17 protein-coding genes are annotated in these 18667 nt (G+C 67.5%); 9 read left to right on the top strand and 8 right to left on the bottom strand.

Annotated features, from left to right (window positions below):
• Nucleotides 1–20 precede the first annotated feature (20 nt).
• Nucleotides 21–1352, top strand: a complete 1332-nt coding sequence (locus tag ILP86_RS10205) for a DUF1254 domain-containing protein (RefSeq protein WP_058631774.1) — start codon at nt 21–23, stop codon at nt 1350–1352.
• A gap of 73 nt (nt 1353–1425) precedes the next feature.
• Here ILP86_RS10205 and glnA read toward each other — a convergent pair whose 3' ends face one another.
• The gene (gene glnA, locus ILP86_RS10200) at nt 1426–2850 is read right to left on the bottom strand and encodes a type I glutamate--ammonia ligase (RefSeq protein WP_046749104.1); all 1425 of its coding nucleotides are present in this window, start codon (nt 2848–2850) and stop codon (nt 1426–1428) included.
• A gap of 147 nt (nt 2851–2997) precedes the next feature.
• Here glnA and ILP86_RS10195 point away from each other — a divergent pair, with 147 nt between their 5' ends.
• Nucleotides 2998–3426, top strand: a complete 429-nt coding sequence (locus ILP86_RS10195) for an RDD family protein (RefSeq protein ID WP_308431906.1) — start codon at nt 2998–3000, stop codon at nt 3424–3426.
• 18 nt (nt 3427–3444) lie between these two features.
• Here ILP86_RS10195 and ILP86_RS10190 read toward each other — a convergent pair whose 3' ends face one another.
• Complete coding sequence (locus ILP86_RS10190; RefSeq protein ID WP_171010949.1) at nt 3445–3936, bottom strand: ATP-dependent zinc protease; 492 nt, start codon at nt 3934–3936, stop codon at nt 3445–3447.
• A 20-nt stretch (nt 3937–3956) separates the two neighbouring features.
• Here ILP86_RS10190 and ILP86_RS10185 point away from each other — a divergent pair, with 20 nt between their 5' ends.
• Nucleotides 3957–5144 carry a RimK family alpha-L-glutamate ligase gene (locus ILP86_RS10185; RefSeq protein WP_045264814.1) on the top strand — a complete coding sequence of 396 codons (1188 nt, stop codon included), beginning with the start codon at nt 3957–3959 and terminating at the stop codon, nt 5142–5144.
• A 64-nt stretch (nt 5145–5208) separates the two neighbouring features.
• Here the strand turns inward: ILP86_RS10185 and ILP86_RS10180 are convergent, their stop codons facing one another.
• Nucleotides 5209–5919: a DUF4191 domain-containing protein gene (locus ILP86_RS10180; protein ID WP_046749091.1), complete on the bottom strand. Its 711-nt coding sequence runs from the start codon at nt 5917–5919 to the stop codon at nt 5209–5211.
• Nucleotides 5920–6081: 162 nt separating this feature from the next.
• Between ILP86_RS10180 and ILP86_RS10175 the strand changes: the two genes are divergently transcribed.
• Nucleotides 6082–7542, top strand: coding sequence for a hypothetical protein (locus tag ILP86_RS10175; protein ID WP_113680463.1), 1461 nt, complete (start codon nt 6082–6084; stop codon nt 7540–7542).
• A 10-nt stretch (nt 7543–7552) separates the two neighbouring features.
• Here ILP86_RS10175 and sucB read toward each other — a convergent pair whose 3' ends face one another.
• The 3 genes from sucB to ILP86_RS10160 all read right to left on the bottom strand — a co-directional run bounded on the left by sucB (nt 7553) and on the right by ILP86_RS10160 (nt 12257).
• The gene (gene sucB, locus ILP86_RS10170; RefSeq protein WP_179516040.1) at nt 7553–9340 is read right to left on the bottom strand and encodes a 2-oxoglutarate dehydrogenase, E2 component, dihydrolipoamide succinyltransferase; all 1788 of its coding nucleotides are present in this window, start codon (nt 9338–9340) and stop codon (nt 7553–7555) included.
• 67 nt (nt 9341–9407) lie between these two features.
• A complete protein-coding gene (gene lpdA / locus ILP86_RS10165) occupies nt 9408–10781 on the bottom strand; it encodes a dihydrolipoyl dehydrogenase (RefSeq protein WP_058631770.1) in 1374 nt (457 codons plus the stop codon).
• A 3-nt stretch (nt 10782–10784) separates the two neighbouring features.
• Nucleotides 10785–12257 (bottom strand): leucyl aminopeptidase, encoded by a 1473-nt coding sequence (locus tag ILP86_RS10160; RefSeq protein ID WP_193761868.1) that lies wholly within the window; start codon nt 12255–12257, stop codon nt 10785–10787.
• A 113-nt stretch (nt 12258–12370) separates the two neighbouring features.
• On the opposite strand from ILP86_RS10160, the gene ILP86_RS10155 reads away from it, so the two are divergent.
• The 3 genes from ILP86_RS10155 to ILP86_RS10145 all read left to right on the top strand — a co-directional run bounded on the left by ILP86_RS10155 (nt 12371) and on the right by ILP86_RS10145 (nt 15422).
• The gene (locus ILP86_RS10155) at nt 12371–13312 is read left to right on the top strand and encodes a proteasome assembly chaperone family protein (RefSeq protein WP_193761867.1); all 942 of its coding nucleotides are present in this window, start codon (nt 12371–12373) and stop codon (nt 13310–13312) included.
• Between the two features lie 179 nt (nt 13313–13491).
• On the top strand, nt 13492–14730 hold the full coding sequence (locus ILP86_RS10150) for an RNA polymerase sigma factor (protein ID WP_046747222.1): 1239 nt from the start codon (nt 13492–13494) through the stop codon (nt 14728–14730).
• Nucleotides 14727–15422 carry a coenzyme F420-0:L-glutamate ligase gene (locus tag ILP86_RS10145; protein WP_193761866.1) on the top strand — a complete coding sequence of 232 codons (696 nt, stop codon included), beginning with the start codon at nt 14727–14729 and terminating at the stop codon, nt 15420–15422. Before ILP86_RS10150 ends, ILP86_RS10145 begins: the two co-directional genes overlap by 4 nt.
• Nucleotides 15423–15479: 57 nt before the next feature.
• Here the strand turns inward: ILP86_RS10145 and ILP86_RS10140 are convergent, their stop codons facing one another.
• Nucleotides 15480–16496 (bottom strand): sugar-transfer associated ATP-grasp domain-containing protein, encoded by a 1017-nt coding sequence (locus tag ILP86_RS10140; RefSeq protein ID WP_058631767.1) that lies wholly within the window; start codon nt 16494–16496, stop codon nt 15480–15482.
• 80 nt (nt 16497–16576) lie between these two features.
• Here ILP86_RS10140 and ILP86_RS10135 point away from each other — a divergent pair, with 80 nt between their 5' ends.
• A complete protein-coding gene (locus tag ILP86_RS10135; RefSeq protein WP_230977898.1) occupies nt 16577–17281 on the top strand; it encodes an alanine racemase in 705 nt (234 codons plus the stop codon).
• Nucleotides 17269–18318, top strand: coding sequence for an alanine racemase (locus tag ILP86_RS10130; protein WP_308431905.1), 1050 nt, complete (start codon nt 17269–17271; stop codon nt 18316–18318). The genes ILP86_RS10135 and ILP86_RS10130 overlap by 13 nt, the downstream gene beginning before the upstream one ends.
• 74 nt (nt 18319–18392) lie before the next feature.
• Here the strand turns inward: ILP86_RS10130 and ILP86_RS10125 are convergent, their stop codons facing one another.
• Nucleotides 18393–18611, bottom strand: a complete 219-nt coding sequence (locus tag ILP86_RS10125) for a hypothetical protein (protein WP_045264803.1) — start codon at nt 18609–18611, stop codon at nt 18393–18395.
• Between the last annotated feature and the right edge of the window lie 56 nt (nt 18612–18667).

The raw sequence follows: 18667 nt of genomic DNA, 5'->3' as shown, positions 1-18667 counted from the left end.
GTTCGACGAGAAGATGAGCCATGACCGAACACGCTCCCCATCGCGACGCCCTCGCCGTCACCGCCTACCTGTATGCCTTCCCGCTGGTGTTCAATCTCGGACAGGTTCGACGTTCGGTGCAGAACGGCATCGGCACCATGGCGGCGACCCCTCTCAACGCCATCGCCCACGCCCGCACGCTCGCGAGCGCAGACGACGACTTCGTCTCGATCAACAACGACACGGTGTACTCCTTCGCGCAGATCGATCTGAGCGCTGGTCCCGTACGGCTGCATCTGCCGGACGCGGGGGATCGGTATCACGTGATGCAGTTCGTCGATGCGTGGACGAACAACTTCGCGTACGTGGGCACCCGTGCGACAGGCGGAGGGGCGAAGGACGTGGTCCTGCGGGGACCGTCGACTCGGTCCGAGACGCAGGCCGTCCCCGACGTCATCGAGATCGATGCGCCGACGGATGTCGTCTCGCTCGTCGGTCGCTGGGCCGTCGACGGCGATGCTGATCTTCCGGCCGTTCACGCGCTGCAGGACGCGATGTCGCTGACCGGAGTTGCCGGACAGGGGCTTCCCGACGCCGCGCCGCAGGGATCCGAGGCTCTGGACTTCTGGGAGCAGTTCCGCGTGTGGTCGCGGGCCTTCCCCGGCGCGGCGCGAGACCGTGCGCTCGAGGCCACGTTCGTCGAACTCGGGATCACCGGCGAGGCTCCGGTCGGCGGACTCGGCGAGACCGCCGTGGCCCGTCTCGAGGATGCGTTCGCGGAGGGAAGCGCTGCGCTCGATGCGATCCTTCAGTCCGGATCCGCTCCCGTGATCAACGGCTGGCAGATGACTCTGCATGTGTTCGACTACAACCTCGACTTCTTCCAGATCGGTGCACTGGACGACCCTCAGTGGAAAGCACCCGAGGGGCTTCAGCGCCTGGCTCTGCGAGCAGGATCGGCCAAGGCGGGGCTCTGGGGCAATCACGGCTACGAGGCGGCGTACATCATGACGTACGTCGATGATCGCGGGGAGCAGCTCACCGGGGAGAGGAACTACACCCTCCACCTCGCGCCGCCGCCCCCGGTCGGCGCGTTCTGGTCCGTGACGATGTACTCGTTGCCGGAGTTCTTCCTGGTGGACAACCCGATCGACCGATATTCCCTCGGGGACCGGACGCCGGGAATCGTCTATGGAGACGACGGCTCGCTGACCATCACCATGAGCCATTCCGCACCCGAGGACTCCCTGGCGCGGGCCAACTGGCTGCCGACGCCGTCCGGAGAGTTCCGGCCGATCATCCGCATGTACATCCCGGGGGAGGCGGTGCTGAACGGGACCTACGAGCCCCCGGCGATCGTCCGCACCGCGTGATGACGTCCGGGATCACGACGAACGCCCGCCAGGAGGACCCTGGCGGGCGTTCGTCGTCGCTTCGAAAGGGCGATCAGACCCCGAAGTACAGCTCGTACTCGAACGGGTGCGGACGCTGCGCCATCGGCAGGATCTCGTTCTCGTACTTGTAGGAGATCCAGGTCTCGATGAGCTCCTTGGTGAACACGCCGCCCTCGAGGAGGAACTGGTGGTCGGCAGCCAGGGCGTCCAGCGAGTCGAGCAGCGAGTTCGGGACCTGCGGGATGTCCTTGGCCTCCTCGGGGGGAAGCTCGTAGAGGTCCTTGTCGACCGGCTCGTGCGGCTCGATGCGGTTCTTGATTCCGTCGAGGCCTGCCATGAGCTGCGCGGCGAAGGCGAGGTAGGGGTTGCCCGAAGCATCCGGTGCGCGGAACTCGATGCGCTTCGCCTTCGGGTTCGAGCCCGTGATCGGGATACGGATCGCGGCGGAGCGGTTGCCGGCCGAGTAGACCAGGTTGACGGGAGCCTCGAAGCCCTTGACCAGACGGTGGTAGCTGTTCAGCGTCGGGTTGGTGAAGGCGAGCAGGGCGGGCGCGTGCGCCAGGATGCCGCCGATGTACCAGCGCGCGATGTCGCTGAGCTGGCCGTAGCCGGCCTCGTCGTAGAACAGCGGCTTGCCGTCGTTCCACAGCGACTGGTGCGTGTGCATTCCCGAGCCGTTGTCACCGTAGAGGGGCTTGGGCATGAAGGTCGCGACCTTGCCCCACTCCTCGGCCGTGTTCTTGACGATGTACTTGAACTTCAGGATGTCGTCAGCCGCGTGCACCATGGTGTCGAAGCGGTAGTTGATCTCCTGCTGGCCGCCCGTGCCGACCTCGTGGTGCGAGCGCTCGAGGATGAAACCGGCGTCGATCAGCTTGAGGGTGATGTCGTCACGGAGGTCGGCCGTCTTGTCGACCGGGCTGACCGGGAAGTACCCGCCCTTGTAGGGGGTCTTGTTCCCGAGGTTGCCGCCCTCCTCCTCGCGACCGGTGTTCCAGGCGCCCTCTTCGGAGTCGACGCTGTAGAAGCTGGAGTTCGAGGTGACGTTGTAGCGGACGTCGTCGAAGATGTAGAACTCGGCCTCGGGGGCGAAGAACGCGGTGTCGGCGATGCCGGTCGAGGCCAGGTACTTCTCGGCCTTCTTGGCGACCTGACGCGGGTCCTTGGAGTAGATCTCGCCGGTGCGCGGGTTGTAGATGTCGAAGAGCATGACGAGCGTGCTCGCCTCGCGGAACGGGTCGACGTACGCCGTCGTGACGTCGGGGATGAGCTGCATGTCGGACTCATGGATGCTCGCGAAGCCGCGGATCGAGGAGCCGTCGAACAGCTGACCGTCGGTGAAGAAAGCCTCGTCGACCGTCGATGCAGGAATGTTGAAGTGCTGCTGTACACCCGGGAGGTCGGTGAAACGGATGTCAAGGAACTTGACGTCGTTCTCCTTGATGTAGGTCAGTACCTCGGACGAATCTTTGAACATGTACGACTCCTGTAATGCGGATCGATGGCTTCACGGCCACTCTGCAGAGTACGGACGGGGGATTTCTCTACGGTATCCGCTTTGTTTCGGGCGTGTTACGAGCGTGAGGGCGTCAGCACGTCATTTCACGCTCGGTAGGCTGGGGGAGTGACGGATGCAGTGAACGCGTACCCCGGTGAACGACTCGGACTCCCCGAATCCGGTTCGGGGAGCATCGCCCGTCCCGGCCGCCGGATCGGCGCCCTTCTGATCGATTACACAGCGGCGACGATCATCGCCACCGGATTCCTCGGGTTCAATCAGTTCGCCCTGCCGACGGAAGCGGGTCTGACCCAGTTCGCCCCGATGCTGGTGTTCGCCGTGCTGCAGATCGTCTTCATCCCGACCGCAGGCGGCAGCCCGGGGCACCGCATCCTCGGCATGCGTCTCGCCCGTCTCGACGGGGGCTGGGTCGGGCTGTGGCGCCCGATCGTCCGCACGCTCCTGCTCGTGGTCGTCGTACCCGCCGTGATCTGGGACGCCGACCAGCGCGGTCTGCACGACAAGGCGGTCGGCACGGTTCTCATCCGCACCTGACGGCTCCGCCCGACGGAGTCAGTCGCGGCCGCGGTTGCGCCGACGCGCCTCGCGCGGTGCTCGTCCGCCGAGGAAGGAACGGGCGGGGTCGACGATGTAGCCGCGGCGCAGGGCTTCACGCCCGATGAGCATCCGGAAGCCCATCTCGTCACGGTTGCTCAGCGTGACCTCCGCGAGCACTTCGCGATCCACGAGCCGGATCAGAAGCTCGACCACGAGCCGCTCCTGGGCATGCCCTGACGAGCTCCGCACGGCACGACGGTCGTGGATCGGGCACTCGACCACGACCGCGTCCTCCTGGCTGTCCTGCCAGGGTTTGACCTTGAAACGGACCCAGGGCTCGTCGTCCTGCTCGAACTCCACGATGTCGAAAGCGTGCAGCGATGAGGTGCGCGCACCCGTGTCGATCTTGGCCTTCAGCCAATCCACCCCGAGATCGGGCAGGCTCACCCATTCTCGCCACCCCGTAAGGGTGTTTGAATGGGGGGTAGTCCTACTCACCTGATACATCCTGGCAGGAAAAACCCCCCGTGAAGATCGCAGTGCTCTCCCGCGCGCCGCAGGCGTACTCCACCCAGCGTCTGCGTGCAGCCGCGCTCCAACGAGGGCACAACGTCAAGGTGCTCAACACGCTGCGCTTCGCCATCGACCTCACGGCCGATGAACCGGACCTGCATTACCGCGGACGACAGCTCAGCGACTACGACGCGATCCTCCCTCGCATCGGGAACTCGATCACCTACTTCGGCACGGCCGTCGTGCGTCAGTTCGAGCAGATGGACGTCTACACGCCGAACACCGCCAACGGCATCTCGAGCGCCCGTGACAAGCTCCGCGCGAATCAGATCCTCTCGCGCCACAACATCGCGATGCCGCCGACGGCCTTCGTGCGCAACCGCGCGGATGTGCGACCGGCGATCGAACGGGTCGGCGGAGCCCCGGTCGTCATCAAGCTGCTCGAGGGCACCCAGGGAATCGGGGTGATCCTCGCTCCGCAGGTGAAGGTCGCCGAGGCGATCATCGAGACCCTGCACTCGACCAAGCAGAACGTGCTGATCCAGAAGTTCATCGCGGAGAGCCGCGGACGCGACATCAGAGCGCTGGTCGTCGGCGACCGCGTCGTCGCCGCGATGCGACGTTCCGCTGCCGGTGACGAGTTCCGATCGAACGTGCACCGAGGAGGGTCCGTCGAGGCGGTCGAACTCGATCCCGTCTACGAGCGCGCGGCGGTGCGCTCGGCGCAGATCATGGGCCTGCGGGTCGCGGGTGTCGACATGCTCGAGGGCGAAGACGGTCCGCTGGTCATGGAGGTCAACTCCTCGCCCGGACTCCAGGGCATCGAGACCGCGACGAAGCTCGATGTCGCTGGTGCCATCATCGACTACATCGCGGGGCAGGTCGCTTTTCCGGAGATCGACGTGCGCCAGCGTCTCACGGTCTCGACGGGCTACGGTGTCGCCGAGCTCATGGTGCACGGTGCGGTCGACCTGGTCGGGAAGACGTTGGGCGAGGCGGGACTGTGGGAGCGGGACATCACGGTCCTCACGCTGCACCGCGGCGTCAGCGTGATCCCGAATCCCCGCAAGCACGTCGTGCTCGAAGCCGACGACCGGCTGTTCTGCTTCGGCAAGCTCGACGAGATGCGATCGATGGTCCCGGAACGTCGGCGTCGTCGGGCGAAAGTCCGTCGTCTGCCTCGGCAGCCGCTCTCCGAGTGAAGGAGAGAGCGCGGCCGTCCTCGAAGGAGGACGGCCGCGCTCTTGAGTCGTGCGGTGCGTGCGATCAGCGCGGACGCTGAGAGCGCACCTTCGTCGGGTCGATGCCCTTCGGGATCGGCAGCGAGGAAAGCGACTGCGACACCGAGTCGACGCGACGGATGACCGCGGCCATCGTCGCCTTGTCGATCGCCTTGGGGAGCTTCTTGATCGTCTTCGAGAGGTCGGCGATCGCGACTTCGTCGTCACCGTGTCCGACGTACAGAACGGTGACCGGGACGCCGTGCGCGACGCGCTGGGCCTTGCTGCGCTCCTCGTTCACGAGACGGGTCAGTCGTCCGCGTGCGCCTTCGCCGACGATGACGATGCCGCCGCGGCCGATGGTGCGGTAGACAGCTTCCTGCGTCTTCGGGTTGATGCCGACGGGAGTCTCCGAGGCCTGCCAACTGCGACCAAGGCTGGTGCTCAGCACGTGGCCGGTCGCACCGGGCATGCCGTCGATCTTGCTGTACATGGCAGAGGTCGAGAGCCGCGTCATCAGGAACAGGGCGCCGAGGATGCCGAGCATCAGACCCGTGATGCCCCACAGGACGAGCGTCCATACCTGGAAGGGAGGGATCAGATAACCCGCGACGAGCCCGAGCAGGACGCCGCCGATGAGGATCGCAGCCTGTGCCCACGGCAGCCAGGAGTAGGCCTCACGTGTGAACCGGAAGAGGGACTTGATCTGGGAGAAGAACCCAGGACGCTTTTCGGGTTCGGGAGCACGCTTTGCCATGAGCACCAGCCTACCGAGTCTGACGACCTCGTGATGTCGGCGTTCGCGTGGAGCGGAGCGGCCGGATTCCACTCCTCCTGCACTGCAGAGGCATCAGAGGGGATCCGTCCCGACGCTCCGCCCTGGCGGCTTCCGGGAGGATCTCCGCGGTGAGATGGAGGAATGGAAGACATCGCGATCGACGACGGTCGAGGAACGCCGCTCGTTCCGCGGGCGCACCGTGTGGTGCGCACCCTCGATCCCGCGGAGGGGCCCTTCTCGGGCACGCTCGTGACCCACGGCGATGAGGTGGTCGTCAGAGTGGATGTCGCGCGCCTCGGCGGATGGGCGGGATGGCGCTACTCGGGGACGGAACACATCGCCGCTCCCATCGACGTCAGCCGGCGCCGGGATGGTCACGACGCGTTGCTCCCGTGGTGCACGGATCGGGTGCGCGGATACCTGGGCCGTCGAGAGGCAGCGGGATCGGGCATCACTGCGGGGGAGATCAGCACTCTCGTCGTCAGCCTCCTTCGTGGACTCGACGAGTTGGGGGAAGGGATCGATGGGGTGCACACGGGCACGTGGTGGCTCACCGACGGTGGACGGCCTGTCTTCGTCATCGGGGAGGGCGCCGATGTCAGGGCCGGTGTGGTGGAGCTCGTCGAGCTTCTCGGCGATCAGACCGCGGACAAGGTGGTCCGTCGCGCCCTGTCGGGCATCGGAGAGGGGCTGCACAAGACTCTCGCTCAGCCGCGTCTGCCTCGCAAGCTCACGGAGGCATGGGAGACCATGGTGCTCGACGTCGCTGCGCCGCAGCCTCTCCGGCGCGAGTTCCACACCCCGGAGCGGGCTCGGGATGTCGCTCGGGCGGTCGGTCCCCGCGTCGCCGTGGCTCGGGAGAGAGCGCCGCTCCTGCGCGCGGACCGGGTCCGCCATCGGGACGCGGGTCGCACCCGCGCCATCAGCGCGATCGTCGACGTGGTGCAGAAGGCGATCATCGAGCTGCGCGCGCGCTCGGAGAGAGGGGCGCAACATCCTCACCGACGATCCACACGGCCGAGGAGGGGACGCGAGCGATCGACGGCTCGTTCGAAGGTCCGTCTGCGTTCCCTTGCCATCGCGGGAGGCGCCGCAGCGGCTGTGCTGGTGGGAGGACTGCTCCTTCCCGGTGGTGAGTCGGAGACAAGCGCCCGTGGCGCGCCCGGCAACACGGACACACCGGCGCCGGCATCCTCCGGGGAGGCGTCCGACGTCCCGACGCCCCGTGCGACGGATGTTGCGGAGAGCGAGGCCACGCAGCCGAGGTCTGCTGCGGCCGACGATCCCGTCGCGGCGCTGTCAGCGCTCCTGCGGATCATCGCGCAGTGCAGCGCCGATGGAGACGGCGCGTGTCAGAGCGCCGTGGCCGGGAATGCGGAGGGGATCGTCGATGCGCTCAGCGCGAAGCCCCGCGTTCCGACGGCACCCGAGCTGGTCGATGCCTACGGCGACGTGGCGGTCATGCGATTGCGTGCGATCCCCGAGAGCGATGCGGGGATGGCCGACGCCGCGTCCTCGGACGAGACCATCGTCGTCCTTTTCCGCACAGACGAGAAATGGCTGATCCGCGACGTCTATGACGTCGCGGATCAGCCAGGATGACTCGTGTCGGTCAGGCTCCGAGCTGAGCGGCGAACTGCGCAGCCTCGAGGCGGGCCTTCACGGCGCCGAGGAAGCGTGCCGCGTCTGCGCCGTCGATGATCCGGTGGTCGTAGGACAGCGCGAGGTACACGTAGGACCGGACGGCGATCGCATCCGCGCCGCCCACCTTGACGAGTCCGGGGCGCTTGACGACGGTACCGGTGCCCAGGATCGCCGACTGCGGGAGGAAGACCACAGGCGTGTCGAACAGCGCGCCGCGGGAGCCCGTGTTGGTCAGCGTGAAAGTTCCGCCGGCCAGCTCGTCGGGCTTCAGCTTGTTGTCGCGGGTGCGAGCAGCCAGATCGGCGATCTCGTGCGCGATCTGCGCGATGTTCTTCGAGGCGGCGTCGCGCAGCACCGGCGTGAGCAGTCCACGCTCGGTGTCGACGGCGATCGAGACGTTCTCGCTGGCCGGGTAGACGATGTTCTCGCCGTCGACCGTCGCGTTCACGATCGGGAACGCCTGCAGCGCTTCTGCGGTTGCGAGCGCGAAGAACGGCAGGAAGGAGAGCTTGTCACCCGTCTTCTCGAGGAAAGAAGCCTTCACGCTGTCGCGGTAGTCGGCGAGTGCGGTGACATCGACCTCGACGACCGTGGTCAGCTGGGCCGTCTGCTGCATCGACTCGACGGCACGCTTCGCGAGGACCTTGCGAAGCCGCGACATCGGCTGTGTCGTGCCGCGCAACGGCGAGACCTCGAGCGGCGCGGGAGCAGCAGGAGCCGCGGCGGCGGGCGCTGCCGCCGCCGTCTCCGCAGCCTTCAGGACATCTTCCTTGCGGATGCGACCGCCGACACCGGTTCCGGTGACGGAAGCCAGGTCCACTCCCTGCTGGGAGGCCAGACGACGCACGAGCGGTGTGACGTAGAGGTTGTCGCTCTCGGTCGGGAGCGCGAGCTTCGCCTCGGCTGGCGTCGCAGCGGCGGGAGCCGGAGCAGCCGCAGGAGCCGGAGCGGCGGCAGGAGCCGGAGCGGCGGCAGGAGCCGGAGCGGCGGCAGGAGCCGGAGCAGCGGGCGCTTCGGCTGCGGGGGCGGGCGCGGGAGCCGCAGGCGCAGCGGGTGCCTCGGCTGCGGGCGCGGGAGCCGGGGTCTCAGCGGCGGGGGCAGCGCCGGAGCCGACGCGTGCGAGCACGGCGCCGACGGCGACCGTCTCGTCCTCGCCGGCCACGATCTCCTGAACCACACCGGCAACCGGCGACGGGATCTCGGTGTCGACCTTGTCGGTGGAGATCTCCAGAAGAGCCTCGTCTACGGCGACGCTGTCGCCGACCTGCTTGAGCCACCGGGTGACGGTGCCCTCGGTGACGCTCTCGCCCAGCTCGGGGAGCACGATGTCGGTGGCGTCGCCCGCGGGTGCGGCAGGAGCGGCCTCTGCGGCGGGCGCCGGTGCTTCTGCCGACGGTGCGGGAGCAGCCGGAGCGGCGTTCTCCGCAGGTGCGGCCTGCGCGGGGGCAGCCTCGGCGGGTGCGGCCTCGGCTTCAGGTGCCGCGGCTGCGGGCGCGTCTGCGGCGGGAGCCGCTCCGCTGCCGTCGCCGATGCGCGCGAGGAGCGCGCCGACCTCGACGGTCTCGTCTTCGGCCACGAGGATCTCCTCGATCACGCCGCTGACGGGGGAGGGGATCTCGGTGTCGACCTTGTCGGTCGAGATCTCGAGCAGGCCCTCGTCCGCCTGCACGGTGTCTCCCACCTGCTTGAGCCAGCGGGTGACCGTACCCTCTGTGACGCTCTCGCCGAGAGCGGGGAGGACGACGGATGTGCTCATGACTGAGTCTCCTTCAAGAAGTTGTATGACGCTTGTCTAGCTTAGTGACTCGGGCACCGGTTGGTGCTCAGAGGGCGTGCAGGGGCTTGCCGGCCAGGGCGAGGAAGGCTTCCCCGAGGGCCTCGCTCTGGGTCGGGTGGGCGTGGATCAGGGGCGCGATGTCCTCCGGGTGCGCCTCCCAGGCGACGGCGAGCTGTCCTTCCGTGATGAGCTCGCCGACGCGGTCGCCGAGCAGGTGGACGCCGACGACGGGGCCGTCCTTGAGGCGGACTACTTTCACGAGCCCGCCCGTCCCGATGATCTCGCTCTTGCCGTTGCCGGCGAGGTTGTACTCGTAGGCGATGACCGCGTCGGCACCGTGTGCGGCGACCGCTGCCTCTTCGGTCACCCCGACCGAAGCGACCTCCGGGCTCGAGTACGTGACCTTGGGGATCTGCGAGTCGGGGATGTTCACGGGGGACAGCCCCGCGATGCGCTCGGCGACGGCGATGCCCTGTTGGAATCCGCGATGTGCGAGCTGCAGACCGGGCACGATGTCTCCGACCGCCCACACGCCAGGGACTCCGGTGCGCAGGTTGTCATCGACGGTCACGAAACCGCGGTCGAGCGTCACGCCAGCCTCCTCGAATCCGAGGTCGGAGGTGACCGGACCGCGCCCGACGGCCACGAGGAGGTAGTCGGCCGTGAACTCCTTGCCGTCTTCGAGGGTCACGGTGACGGATGTCCCATCCTGGACCGCACCCTGGAATCGGGTTCCGAGGGAGTACTGGATGCCGCGGCGCCGGAACGCACGCTCCAGACCCTTGCTGAGAGCGATGTCCTCGTTCGGGACGAGGTGCGGCAGAGCCTCGATGATCGTGACCTCGGAGCCGAACGACCGCCACACGCTCGCGAACTCGACCCCGATCACGCCGCCGCCGAGGATCAGTACGCGCTCGGGGATCACGTCGAGGGCGAGTGCCTGCTCGCTCGTGAGGATCCGCCCGCCGATCTCCAAGCCGGGAAGCGAGCGGCTGTACGAGCCGGTCGCGAGCACGACGTCCGTGCCCACGTACACGTCGTCTCCGACGCTGACGCTGTGGTCGGGGTTCAGGCGGCCGAGTCCGCTGACGGTGGTGATCCCACGCGCCTTGACCAGCCCCTCCAGTCCCTTGAACTTCTTGGCGACGATGCCTTCGCGGTACGTGCGCACCCCCGCCGGATCGATGCCCTCCAGGCTCGCGGTGACGCCGACGGACGCGGCATCGCGCACGTGCTCGGCCACCTCAGCGGCATGCAGCAGCGCTTTGGTCGGTATGCATCCCCGGTGCAGGCAGGTTCCGCCGACCTTGTCCTTCTCGATCAGCGCGACGGACTTGCCGAGCTCACTCGCGCGCAACGCCGCGGCATAACCGCCGCTGCCGCCGCCCAGGACGACGATGTCGAAGGTGTGGGTTGTCATAGGTCATGCCTCCGTGTGGGATGCTGCGGCGAAGGCGACGATCGATCGGACCATCGCCCCCGTTGGGCCCTTCTCGGTGAAGCCGTACGGGGCGCCGGCGTGTTCGCCGGATCCCGCGATGTCGAGGTGCACCCACGGGATGCGCGGGGCGTCCTCGGCGTCAGAGGTGCGACCGACGAAGCGGCGCAGGAACAGGCCTGCGTAGGACGCACCGCCCATCCTGTCGCCCATGTTCGCGTTCTGCAGGTCGGCGATGGGGGACTCGAGCGACTCCTCCATGTAGTCCGGCAGCGGCATGTGCCACGCCGGCTCGTCGACCTGAGCGGTCGCCGACATGAACGAGGACACAGTGTCGACGTCGCCGAAGACACCGGTGTGCCGGTGGCCCAGCGCGGCGACGATGGCGCCGGTGAGAGTCGCCACATCGATGATGACGTCCGGGTTCTCACGGCCCGCGGCGACGAGACCGTCGGCGAGCACGAGTCGCCCCTCGGCGTCGGTGTTCTGGACCTCGACGGTGGTCCCGTCGAGGATGCGGATGACATCGCCAGGGCGCAGCGCGCGCCCCGACGGCATGTTGTCGGTGATGCACAGCCACGCGGTCACGCGGACCGGGAGGCCCAGTGTGGCGATGGCGCGGATCGCGGCGAGAGAGGTCGCCGCGCCGGCCATGTCGAACTTCATGCCGACCATCGAGGCAGCCGGCTTCAGGGAAAGGCCACCGGTGTCGAACGTGATGCCCTTGCCGACCAGGGCGATGTGCCGTGAGGCGTCGGCGGGGGAGTAGTCGAGGCGGACGAGACGCGGAGGGCGATCCGACCCCTGACCGACGCCGAGGATGCCGCCGAAGCCCTGCTCGGCAAGAGCCTTCTCGTCGAGGATCTCGACCGAGACGTCGAGGTCGGCCACGCTGTCGGCGGCGCTCTGCGCGAGCTGTGCCGGACTCTGCCACTCTGCGGGCACGTTCACGAGATCCTTGATGAGCGCTACCGCGTCTCCCAGGACCTGCGCGTATTCGACGTCGTCGTCGTCGACCGCGGCATGGAGCGTGATCGACGTGGCGCGCCCCTTGCCCTTCTCCGTGCGGTAGCCGTCGAACTTGTGCCCGCCGAGCACCGCACCCTCGGCCGCCGCAGCGGCGAACGACTCGAGGCCGTCGGCGAGAGCCACCGCGACGTGCTCGAAGCCGGTGAGCGTACGCAGCGCCGTACCTGCCGCGTTGCGCACGGCAGCAGCGTCCGGCGAGCTGCCGACGCCGACCACCGCGAACGGCGAAGACGTCACCTCGGGGACGAACACGCGGGTGAACGATCCGACCGAACCGGTGAATCCGACGCCGGCCAGCGCATCGGCGAGTCCGGGGTAGCCGGCCAGCGACTCCGCCGAATCGGGGAGAGCGGCGACGATGAGCACTGCGGCATCTGCAGCGCTTCCGGGGAACTGATCGGTGGTGTGCGAGAGCACGGGAAGCGTCATGCCTCCATCCTAGGATCTCCGCCACACCATGGTCGTCCGCCCACTCTGCGCGTGTTCGCTCTCAGCATGATGCGCCGCGCCCCGGGGTAGGCGGCTGCTCGTAGCATGGACACATGCCCTTCTCCGGTGAGATCCATGAACGCGTCGCGAATGCGCCGACAGTGCCGCACGGCCTGCCGTTGGTGCTGCTTCTGACCGGTTTCACGGACGCGGGAAGCGCCGTCTCCGGCTTGATCGATCACCTTCGGGATACCGCATCCCCTGAGCCCGTCGTCGTGTTCGACAACGACGCACTGCTCGACTATCGGGCGCGCCGCCCTGTGATCTCCTTCGACCAGGACCACCTGACCGAGTTCAAGCCGCCGAGGCTCGAACTGTCGCTCGCGACGGACGCACTCGGTCGTCCGTTCCTGCTGCTCGCCGGATACGAGCCGGATTTCGCATGGAATCGTTTCGCGAGCACGGTGCTCGCCCTCGCGGCGGAGTTCGAGGTCTCGGGACTGCACTGGGTGCACTCGATCGCGATGCCCGTTCCGCACACGCGCCCGATCGGCACGACTGTCAGCGGGAATCGGCGTGACCTGACCGTGGCGCACTCCGTATGGCGTCCGCGCACGCAGGTGCCTGCGACTGCCGGTCACCTCGTCGAGTTCCGATTCGTCGAGCGTGGGGATGCCTCGGTGGGCTTCGTCCTGCTCGTGCCGCATTACCTCGCGGAGACGGAGAACCCCGATGCCGTCATCGCGGCAGCGGAGCGTCTGATGGCGTCGACGGGACTCGTCCTCATCCTGGATTCCGTCCTGGAGCGCCGCGAGGACTATCTGGCACGCGTCGATGAGCAGGTCTCCGGGAACGACGAGCTGCAGCAGATGGTCCACAACCTCGAGCGCCGGTACGACGCCTACATGGCGGGGCGCAACCCCGACGACGACTCCTACGACGAGGGAGGTTTCAGCGAACGGGACCTCCCGAGCGCCGATGAGCTCGCGGCCGAGTTGGAGCGTTACCTGGCCTCTCGGCCGTCCGGCGACGAAGACAAGCCGGGCCGCGGCTGAGGTGGCGCGCAGCGGGATTCGCGCGAAGTTCGCCGGAATGCGTCCGCATCGCCACACGTGTGCGATACTAGGACTCTGACCCGTTGTCAATCAGTGTTTTCGAGCACTGGACTTGACAAGGGTCTTACTAGTGTCCGAAATGTCCCGGGGCTACACAGCAGCTCCGTGAAAGGCGAAACGTGACTCCTGCCACGACGAAGAACACCCGGACGAAGAAGGCTGCCGAAGAGACGACCGCCGACGCTCCGGTCGAGACCGATGCGCCCGAGAAGCCCGCGCCCCTGAGCGCGGCGAAGCGTGCTGCCGCGAAGCGCGCCCCCGTCAAGAAGAAGAAGTCCGAGGACGTCGTCGAAGAAGACGAGTCTCCCGCAGCTGCTGCTGTCGAGGAGGACGAAGACGAGGATGCGAAGCCGGCCTTCACCGAGCCGCTGCCGACCGGCGCGATCGTCATCTCGTCCAAGGACGACGAAGAGGTCCCGGTCTACTCGACGCAGATCACGGGAGCGACGGCCGACCCGGTCAAGGACTACCTGAAGCAGATCGGAAAGGTCGCACTGCTGAACGCGGCCGAAGAGGTCGAGCTCGCGATGCGCATCGAGGCAGGTCTCTTCGCCGAGGAGAAGCTGTCGGCGATGACCCCGGCCGAGAAGACGAGCCAGCTCGGTCTTGACCTGCAGTGGGTCGCCCGCGACGGCCAGCGCGCGAAGAGCCACCTGCTCGGCGCGAACCTCCGTCTCGTCGTCTCCCTCGCCAAGCGCTACACCGGTCGCGGCATGCAGTTCCTGGATCTGATCCAGGAGGGCAACCTCGGTCTCATCCGCGCCGTCGAGAAGTTCGACTACACCAAGGGCTTCAAGTTCTCGACCTACGCCACCTGGTGGATCCGTCAGGCGATCACCCGTGCCATGGCCGACCAGGCCCGCACGATCCGCATCCCGGTGCACATGGTCGAGGTCATCAACAAGCTCGCCCGCGTGCAGCGGCAGATGCTGCAGGACCTCGGTCGCGAGCCCACTCCGGAAGAGCTGAGCCGCGAGCTCGACATGACCCCGGAGAAGGTCGTGGAGGTGCAGAAGTACGGCCGCGAGCCGATCTCACTGCACACCCCGCTCGGCGAAGACGGCGACAGCGAGTTCGGTGACCTCATCGAGGACACCGAGGCCGTGGTCCCCGCCGACGCCGTGGGCTTCACGATGCTGCAGCGTCAGCTCGAGCAGCTCCTCGACTCGCTCTCCGAGCGCGAAGCCGGAGTGATCCGGATGCGCTTCGGACTGGGCGACGGTCAGCCGAAGACGCTCGACCAGATCGGTGACACGTTCGGCGTGACGCGTGAGCGCATCCGCCAGATCGAGTCGAAGACGATGGCCAAGCTGCGTCACCCGAGCCGTTCGCAGTCCCTGCGGGACTACCTCGAATGAGCCAGGCGAACGACGGCAAGGCCCTCGAGGCGAGTGTCGACGGCAAGAGCTATGCGCGCATCCCGCTGCGCACCCGCGTGGTCATGCCCCAGGACGACCTGGACGCGATCATCAGCGAGTACGCGAAGGATGCCGTCCAGCCGGGCGACCTCCTCTTCGTGACCGAGAAGATCGTGGCCATCACGCAGGGGCGGTCCTACCGCCTCGACGAGATCAAGCCCCGGAAGCTCGCGCTCTTCCTCTCGAAGTACGTCACTCGCACGCCCTACGGCATCGGTCTCGGCATGCCGGAGACGATGGAGATGGCCTTGCGGGAGTGCGGTACTCCGCGCATCCTGTTCGCCTCCGCGGTCGCGGCCGTGACCAAGGCTTTCGGCCGTCGCGGCGACTTCTACCGCATCGCCGGCGACAAGGCACGGGCGATCGACGGTCCGACCAAGCACACCATTCCTCCGTACAACGAGGCCGTGGTGCTCGGCCCCGAGGATCCCGATGGCGTGGCGGCTCGTCTGAAGGCGCTCATCGGAGGTCAGGCAGAGGTCGCCGTCGTGGACATCAACGACCTCGGCGGGAACATCCTCGGCTCGACTCTCGACAAGGCGGGCGAGCAGCGTCTCGTCAGGATCCTCGGCGACAACCCGCTCGGTCAGGGGCTGGAGTCGACGCCGCTCGGCATCGTTCGCGAAGTCTGAGCCCTCCACGAAGAATGCCCCCGGATCTCTCCGGGGGCATTCTCGTCTCTGCGCGTCTCAGAAGCCGATGACCTCGCGGTAGCGGGGCTTGTGGCCGGTGCGGATACCGGTCACGCTGGGCTTGTTCTCGTAGACTCCCGCGCCCCAGTTGCCCTCGACGAGGACCGGCCCGTCGGGGGAGACGACGATGTCCCAGCCGACGTACTGCACCTGAGGCACGACCCGGGCGACCTGGTCGATGAAGGCGCGTACCTCGTCCATGTAGGGCAGCTGGAAGTCGGCGATGCGGAAGCCCGAGTCCGGGTGCGTCTCATGGACGTGGCCGTGGGAGTCGTAACCGGCGCCGACCGCGTGGCCGTTCTCGTCGAGCATGGTGTAGAACCCGCCGAACGTCATCTGGTCGCTCACGGCGCCGCGGCCGAACTTCTGAGCCATGGCGAGGATGTGAGCCTTCTCGCCGTCGAAGAACGCGGTGATGCGGGTGGTGTTCACCGTGCCGGGGCAGACGGCCGCCAGTGCATCGTGCTGCCGGATGACCTCCTCGATGAGGAGCTCGCCTCGAGCCAGCAACCCGCGGTGGAACTCGTCCCAGTCCTCGATCTCGGCGGCGTGATAGCGATGAACTCCGGTGCCGGCCTGTCCCACCGGCTCCTTCGTGACGATCGTGCCGAGACGCTGGGTGAGTTCGCGCACGGCCTCGGCGTTCCCCTCCTCGACCACCATCCACTCGCGCTTCAGGAACGGAGAGAACTGCTTGTCGAACTCGACCTTGTCCTGGAAGATCCAGCGGTAGTCGGGGTGATCGTAGCGCTGCGAGAGCTGGTTCGAGACCGGATGGGTCATGTACGTGTCGCGCTCGGCCTTCGTGAGCATGGCGAAGTCGTAGTCGATGTAGTCCTGGAAACCGACGTTGTGACGGGCAGCCGACCACAGCATGTCGACGACGATCGCCGGCACGGCTCTGTGGTGCTGAGCGGAGGCCTCCTTGGCGCGTTCCACCACCGATCCGACGTCGATGCGGCGGGCACGTCCCATCAGATAGCGGATGCGGGGCGCGAGGGAAAGTCGAGACATGAGGCTCCAGGGTCGGGGTCCCCTCCAGTCTACGGGGGCGGGCGAGGTCGACCTGGGAGCCGGAAGCTAGGCTGGAGGGCGTGTGTGAGACGACTTCCAGCTCCCTGCCACGAGCCATGATCTCCCGCGCGGCACTGGCCGCGGGAGCCTCGGCAGCGGTGTCTGCCGGTGGAACGGTCGCCGACCTCAGGCGCGATGCCTGGGGACACGGCGTCCTCGCCGTCGCCCAAGTCGTGACCGCCGCCGGTGCGGAACGCGTCCTCGTCGACGCGCAGGGCGAGGTCGAGGCACTGCAGCTCGAGGGCATCCGTGGCGTCACCACCGGTGACCCCGACATCGACCCCAACCTCCTCTACGGTCTCCCCGATGAGAAGGGCCAGCTCGCGGCTCGGCCGGTGATGCGGCTGGCAGGGCGGGTGCTGTCCATCAAGCGGCTCCGGCCAGGGGATGCCGTCTCTTACGGCTACACGTATCGAGCGGAGAAGGAGACCACTGTCGCACTCGTGACGGGCGGCTACGCTCAGGGCATCGTGCGCGCACTCGGCAATCACGCGACCGTGGAGATCCGGGAGACGTCGATGCCCATCGTGGGGCGCGTCGCCATGGACGTGTGCGTCGTAGACCTCCAGGGCGCAGACATCGATGTCGACAGCGAGGTCACCTACTTCGGAGGCACCGGTCCGGCCGCATCCGGAGTCACACGTTGGGCGGACATCACCGGGATGACTGCAGCTGAGCTGGTCGCCGTCGCCGGCGCCCACGCCGTGAGGGGGTGGGAAGCGTGAGCCGCCCCGAGGTCCGCCTGAGCAGCAGTATCTTTCGCGCGAACATCGGGACAGTGCGTGACCGTGTCGCCCCGTCCGCGCTGATGCTCGTGGTCAAGGACGACGCGTACGCGCACGGCCTCTCCTGGGCGGTGAGGGCTGCGGTGGAGGCCGGGATCGACTGGTTCGGCAGCTATGACATCCGCACCGGACTCTCCGTCCGCAGACTCGCAGGCGGCGACGCCAGGATCTTCGCCTGGGCGACGTCGACGGACTCGGAGATAGACGATGCGCTGATGCAGCGCCTCGATCTCGGTGTCGGGACCACCGACTACCTCAGACGGATCATCGCGCGGGCCGAGGCGCTCGGGACGACGGCGCGCGTGCACCTGAAGATCGACACGGGTCTGCACCGCAACGGCATCCTGCCGGAGGACTGGGCATCGGCCGTCGACGAAGCGAGACGGGCCGAGCGGGCCGGTGCGCTCGAACTCGAAGGCGTGTGGAGCCATATCGCGGAAGCGAGCGACGAGGAAGATGACATCGCGCAAGCCGCTTTCCTCGATGCGGTGCGTATCGTGGGCGAGACCGGATCGGTCCCCGCGGCACTGCACCTGACCGCATCCGCGGCATCGTGGTGGCGTCCCGAACTGCGCGGAACGGTCTCGCGCATCGGGGCGTTCTGCTACGGCATCCGGTCGGCAGAGGGGCCGGAGCTCGAGGGAGTCCGCCCAGCGGCGAGCCTCGTCGCAAAGGTGTCCGCGGTCGACGGGGATCGTGTGACGATCAGCCTCGGCAGCTTCGACGGGCTTCCCTCCACGCTCTCGGGGAGCCTGGTCGGGACACCGGAAGGAGCCAGGACTCTCGTCTCCATCGGCCACACCTCATCGATAGTCGACGGATGGCGCGGCGCTGAGGTGGGTGCGGAGGTCGTCGTCTTCGGCGCAGGCGCGCAGGGCGAAGCTTCGGCGACGACCCTCGCCGAGCGGATAGACACCGTGGGAGAAGAGATCCTCACCCGGCTCACACCGCGTGTGCGAAGAGTCGTCGCCGACTGACCGTCATCGGCTGATCTCGTGCCCGCCGACCGGTTCAGCGGACCGCGGTCGACAGACCGGGATCAGCGGAGCGCTCAGACCGTCTCGATGAGACGCGCGGTCTCGTCATGCCAGCTGGTGGCGATGCTGCGGAGCTTCTCTTCGTACTTGCGGCCGTGGTGGGCGCAGAACAGGAGCTCGGATCCGTTGACCTCAGCGGCGATGTACGCCTGAGCGCCGCACGAATCACAGCGATCCATGGCGGTCAGACGGAACTCGACAATGGAGGTGTCACGTTCGGTCGTTGCATTCATCTCGGTGCCTCCTCGGGTGTCGGCTTCGCTGAGCGATTTGGTCAATACAACCACGC

It is taken from the genome of Microbacterium sp. R1 (genome assembly GCF_015159725.1).
In the GTDB taxonomy this organism is placed as follows: Bacteria; Actinomycetota; Actinomycetes; order Actinomycetales; family Microbacteriaceae; genus Microbacterium; species Microbacterium oxydans.
This window is presented reverse-complemented; position numbering and strand designations above follow the sequence as displayed.

Excerpts from the sequence above, each read along its gene's own strand:
- ILP86_RS10205 (WP_058631774.1), top strand. The coding sequence starts at position 21 with ATGACCGAACACGCTCCCCATCGCGACGCCCTCGCCGTCACCGCCTAC.
- glnA (WP_046749104.1), bottom strand. The coding sequence starts at position 2,850 with ATGTTCAAAGATTCGTCCGAGGTACTGACCTACATCAAGGAGAACGAC.
- ILP86_RS10190 (WP_171010949.1), bottom strand. The coding sequence starts at position 3,936 with ATGTATCAGGTGAGTAGGACTACCCCCCATTCAAACACCCTTACGGGG.
- ILP86_RS10180 (WP_046749091.1), bottom strand. The coding sequence starts at position 5,919 with ATGGCAAAGCGTGCTCCCGAACCCGAAAAGCGTCCTGGGTTCTTCTCC.
- ILP86_RS10175 (WP_113680463.1), top strand. The coding sequence starts at position 6,082 with ATGGAAGACATCGCGATCGACGACGGTCGAGGAACGCCGCTCGTTCCG.
- sucB (WP_179516040.1), bottom strand. The coding sequence starts at position 9,340 with ATGAGCACATCCGTCGTCCTCCCCGCTCTCGGCGAGAGCGTCACAGAG.
- lpdA (WP_058631770.1), bottom strand. The coding sequence starts at position 10,781 with ATGACAACCCACACCTTCGACATCGTCGTCCTGGGCGGCGGCAGCGGC.
- ILP86_RS10160 (WP_193761868.1), bottom strand. The coding sequence starts at position 12,257 with ATGACGCTTCCCGTGCTCTCGCACACCACCGATCAGTTCCCCGGAAGC.
- ILP86_RS10155 (WP_193761867.1), top strand. The coding sequence starts at position 12,371 with ATGCCCTTCTCCGGTGAGATCCATGAACGCGTCGCGAATGCGCCGACA.
- ILP86_RS10145 (WP_193761866.1), top strand. The coding sequence starts at position 14,727 with ATGAGCCAGGCGAACGACGGCAAGGCCCTCGAGGCGAGTGTCGACGGC.
- ILP86_RS10140 (WP_058631767.1), bottom strand. The coding sequence starts at position 16,496 with ATGTCTCGACTTTCCCTCGCGCCCCGCATCCGCTATCTGATGGGACGT.
- ILP86_RS10125 (WP_045264803.1), bottom strand. The coding sequence starts at position 18,611 with ATGAATGCAACGACCGAACGTGACACCTCCATTGTCGAGTTCCGTCTG.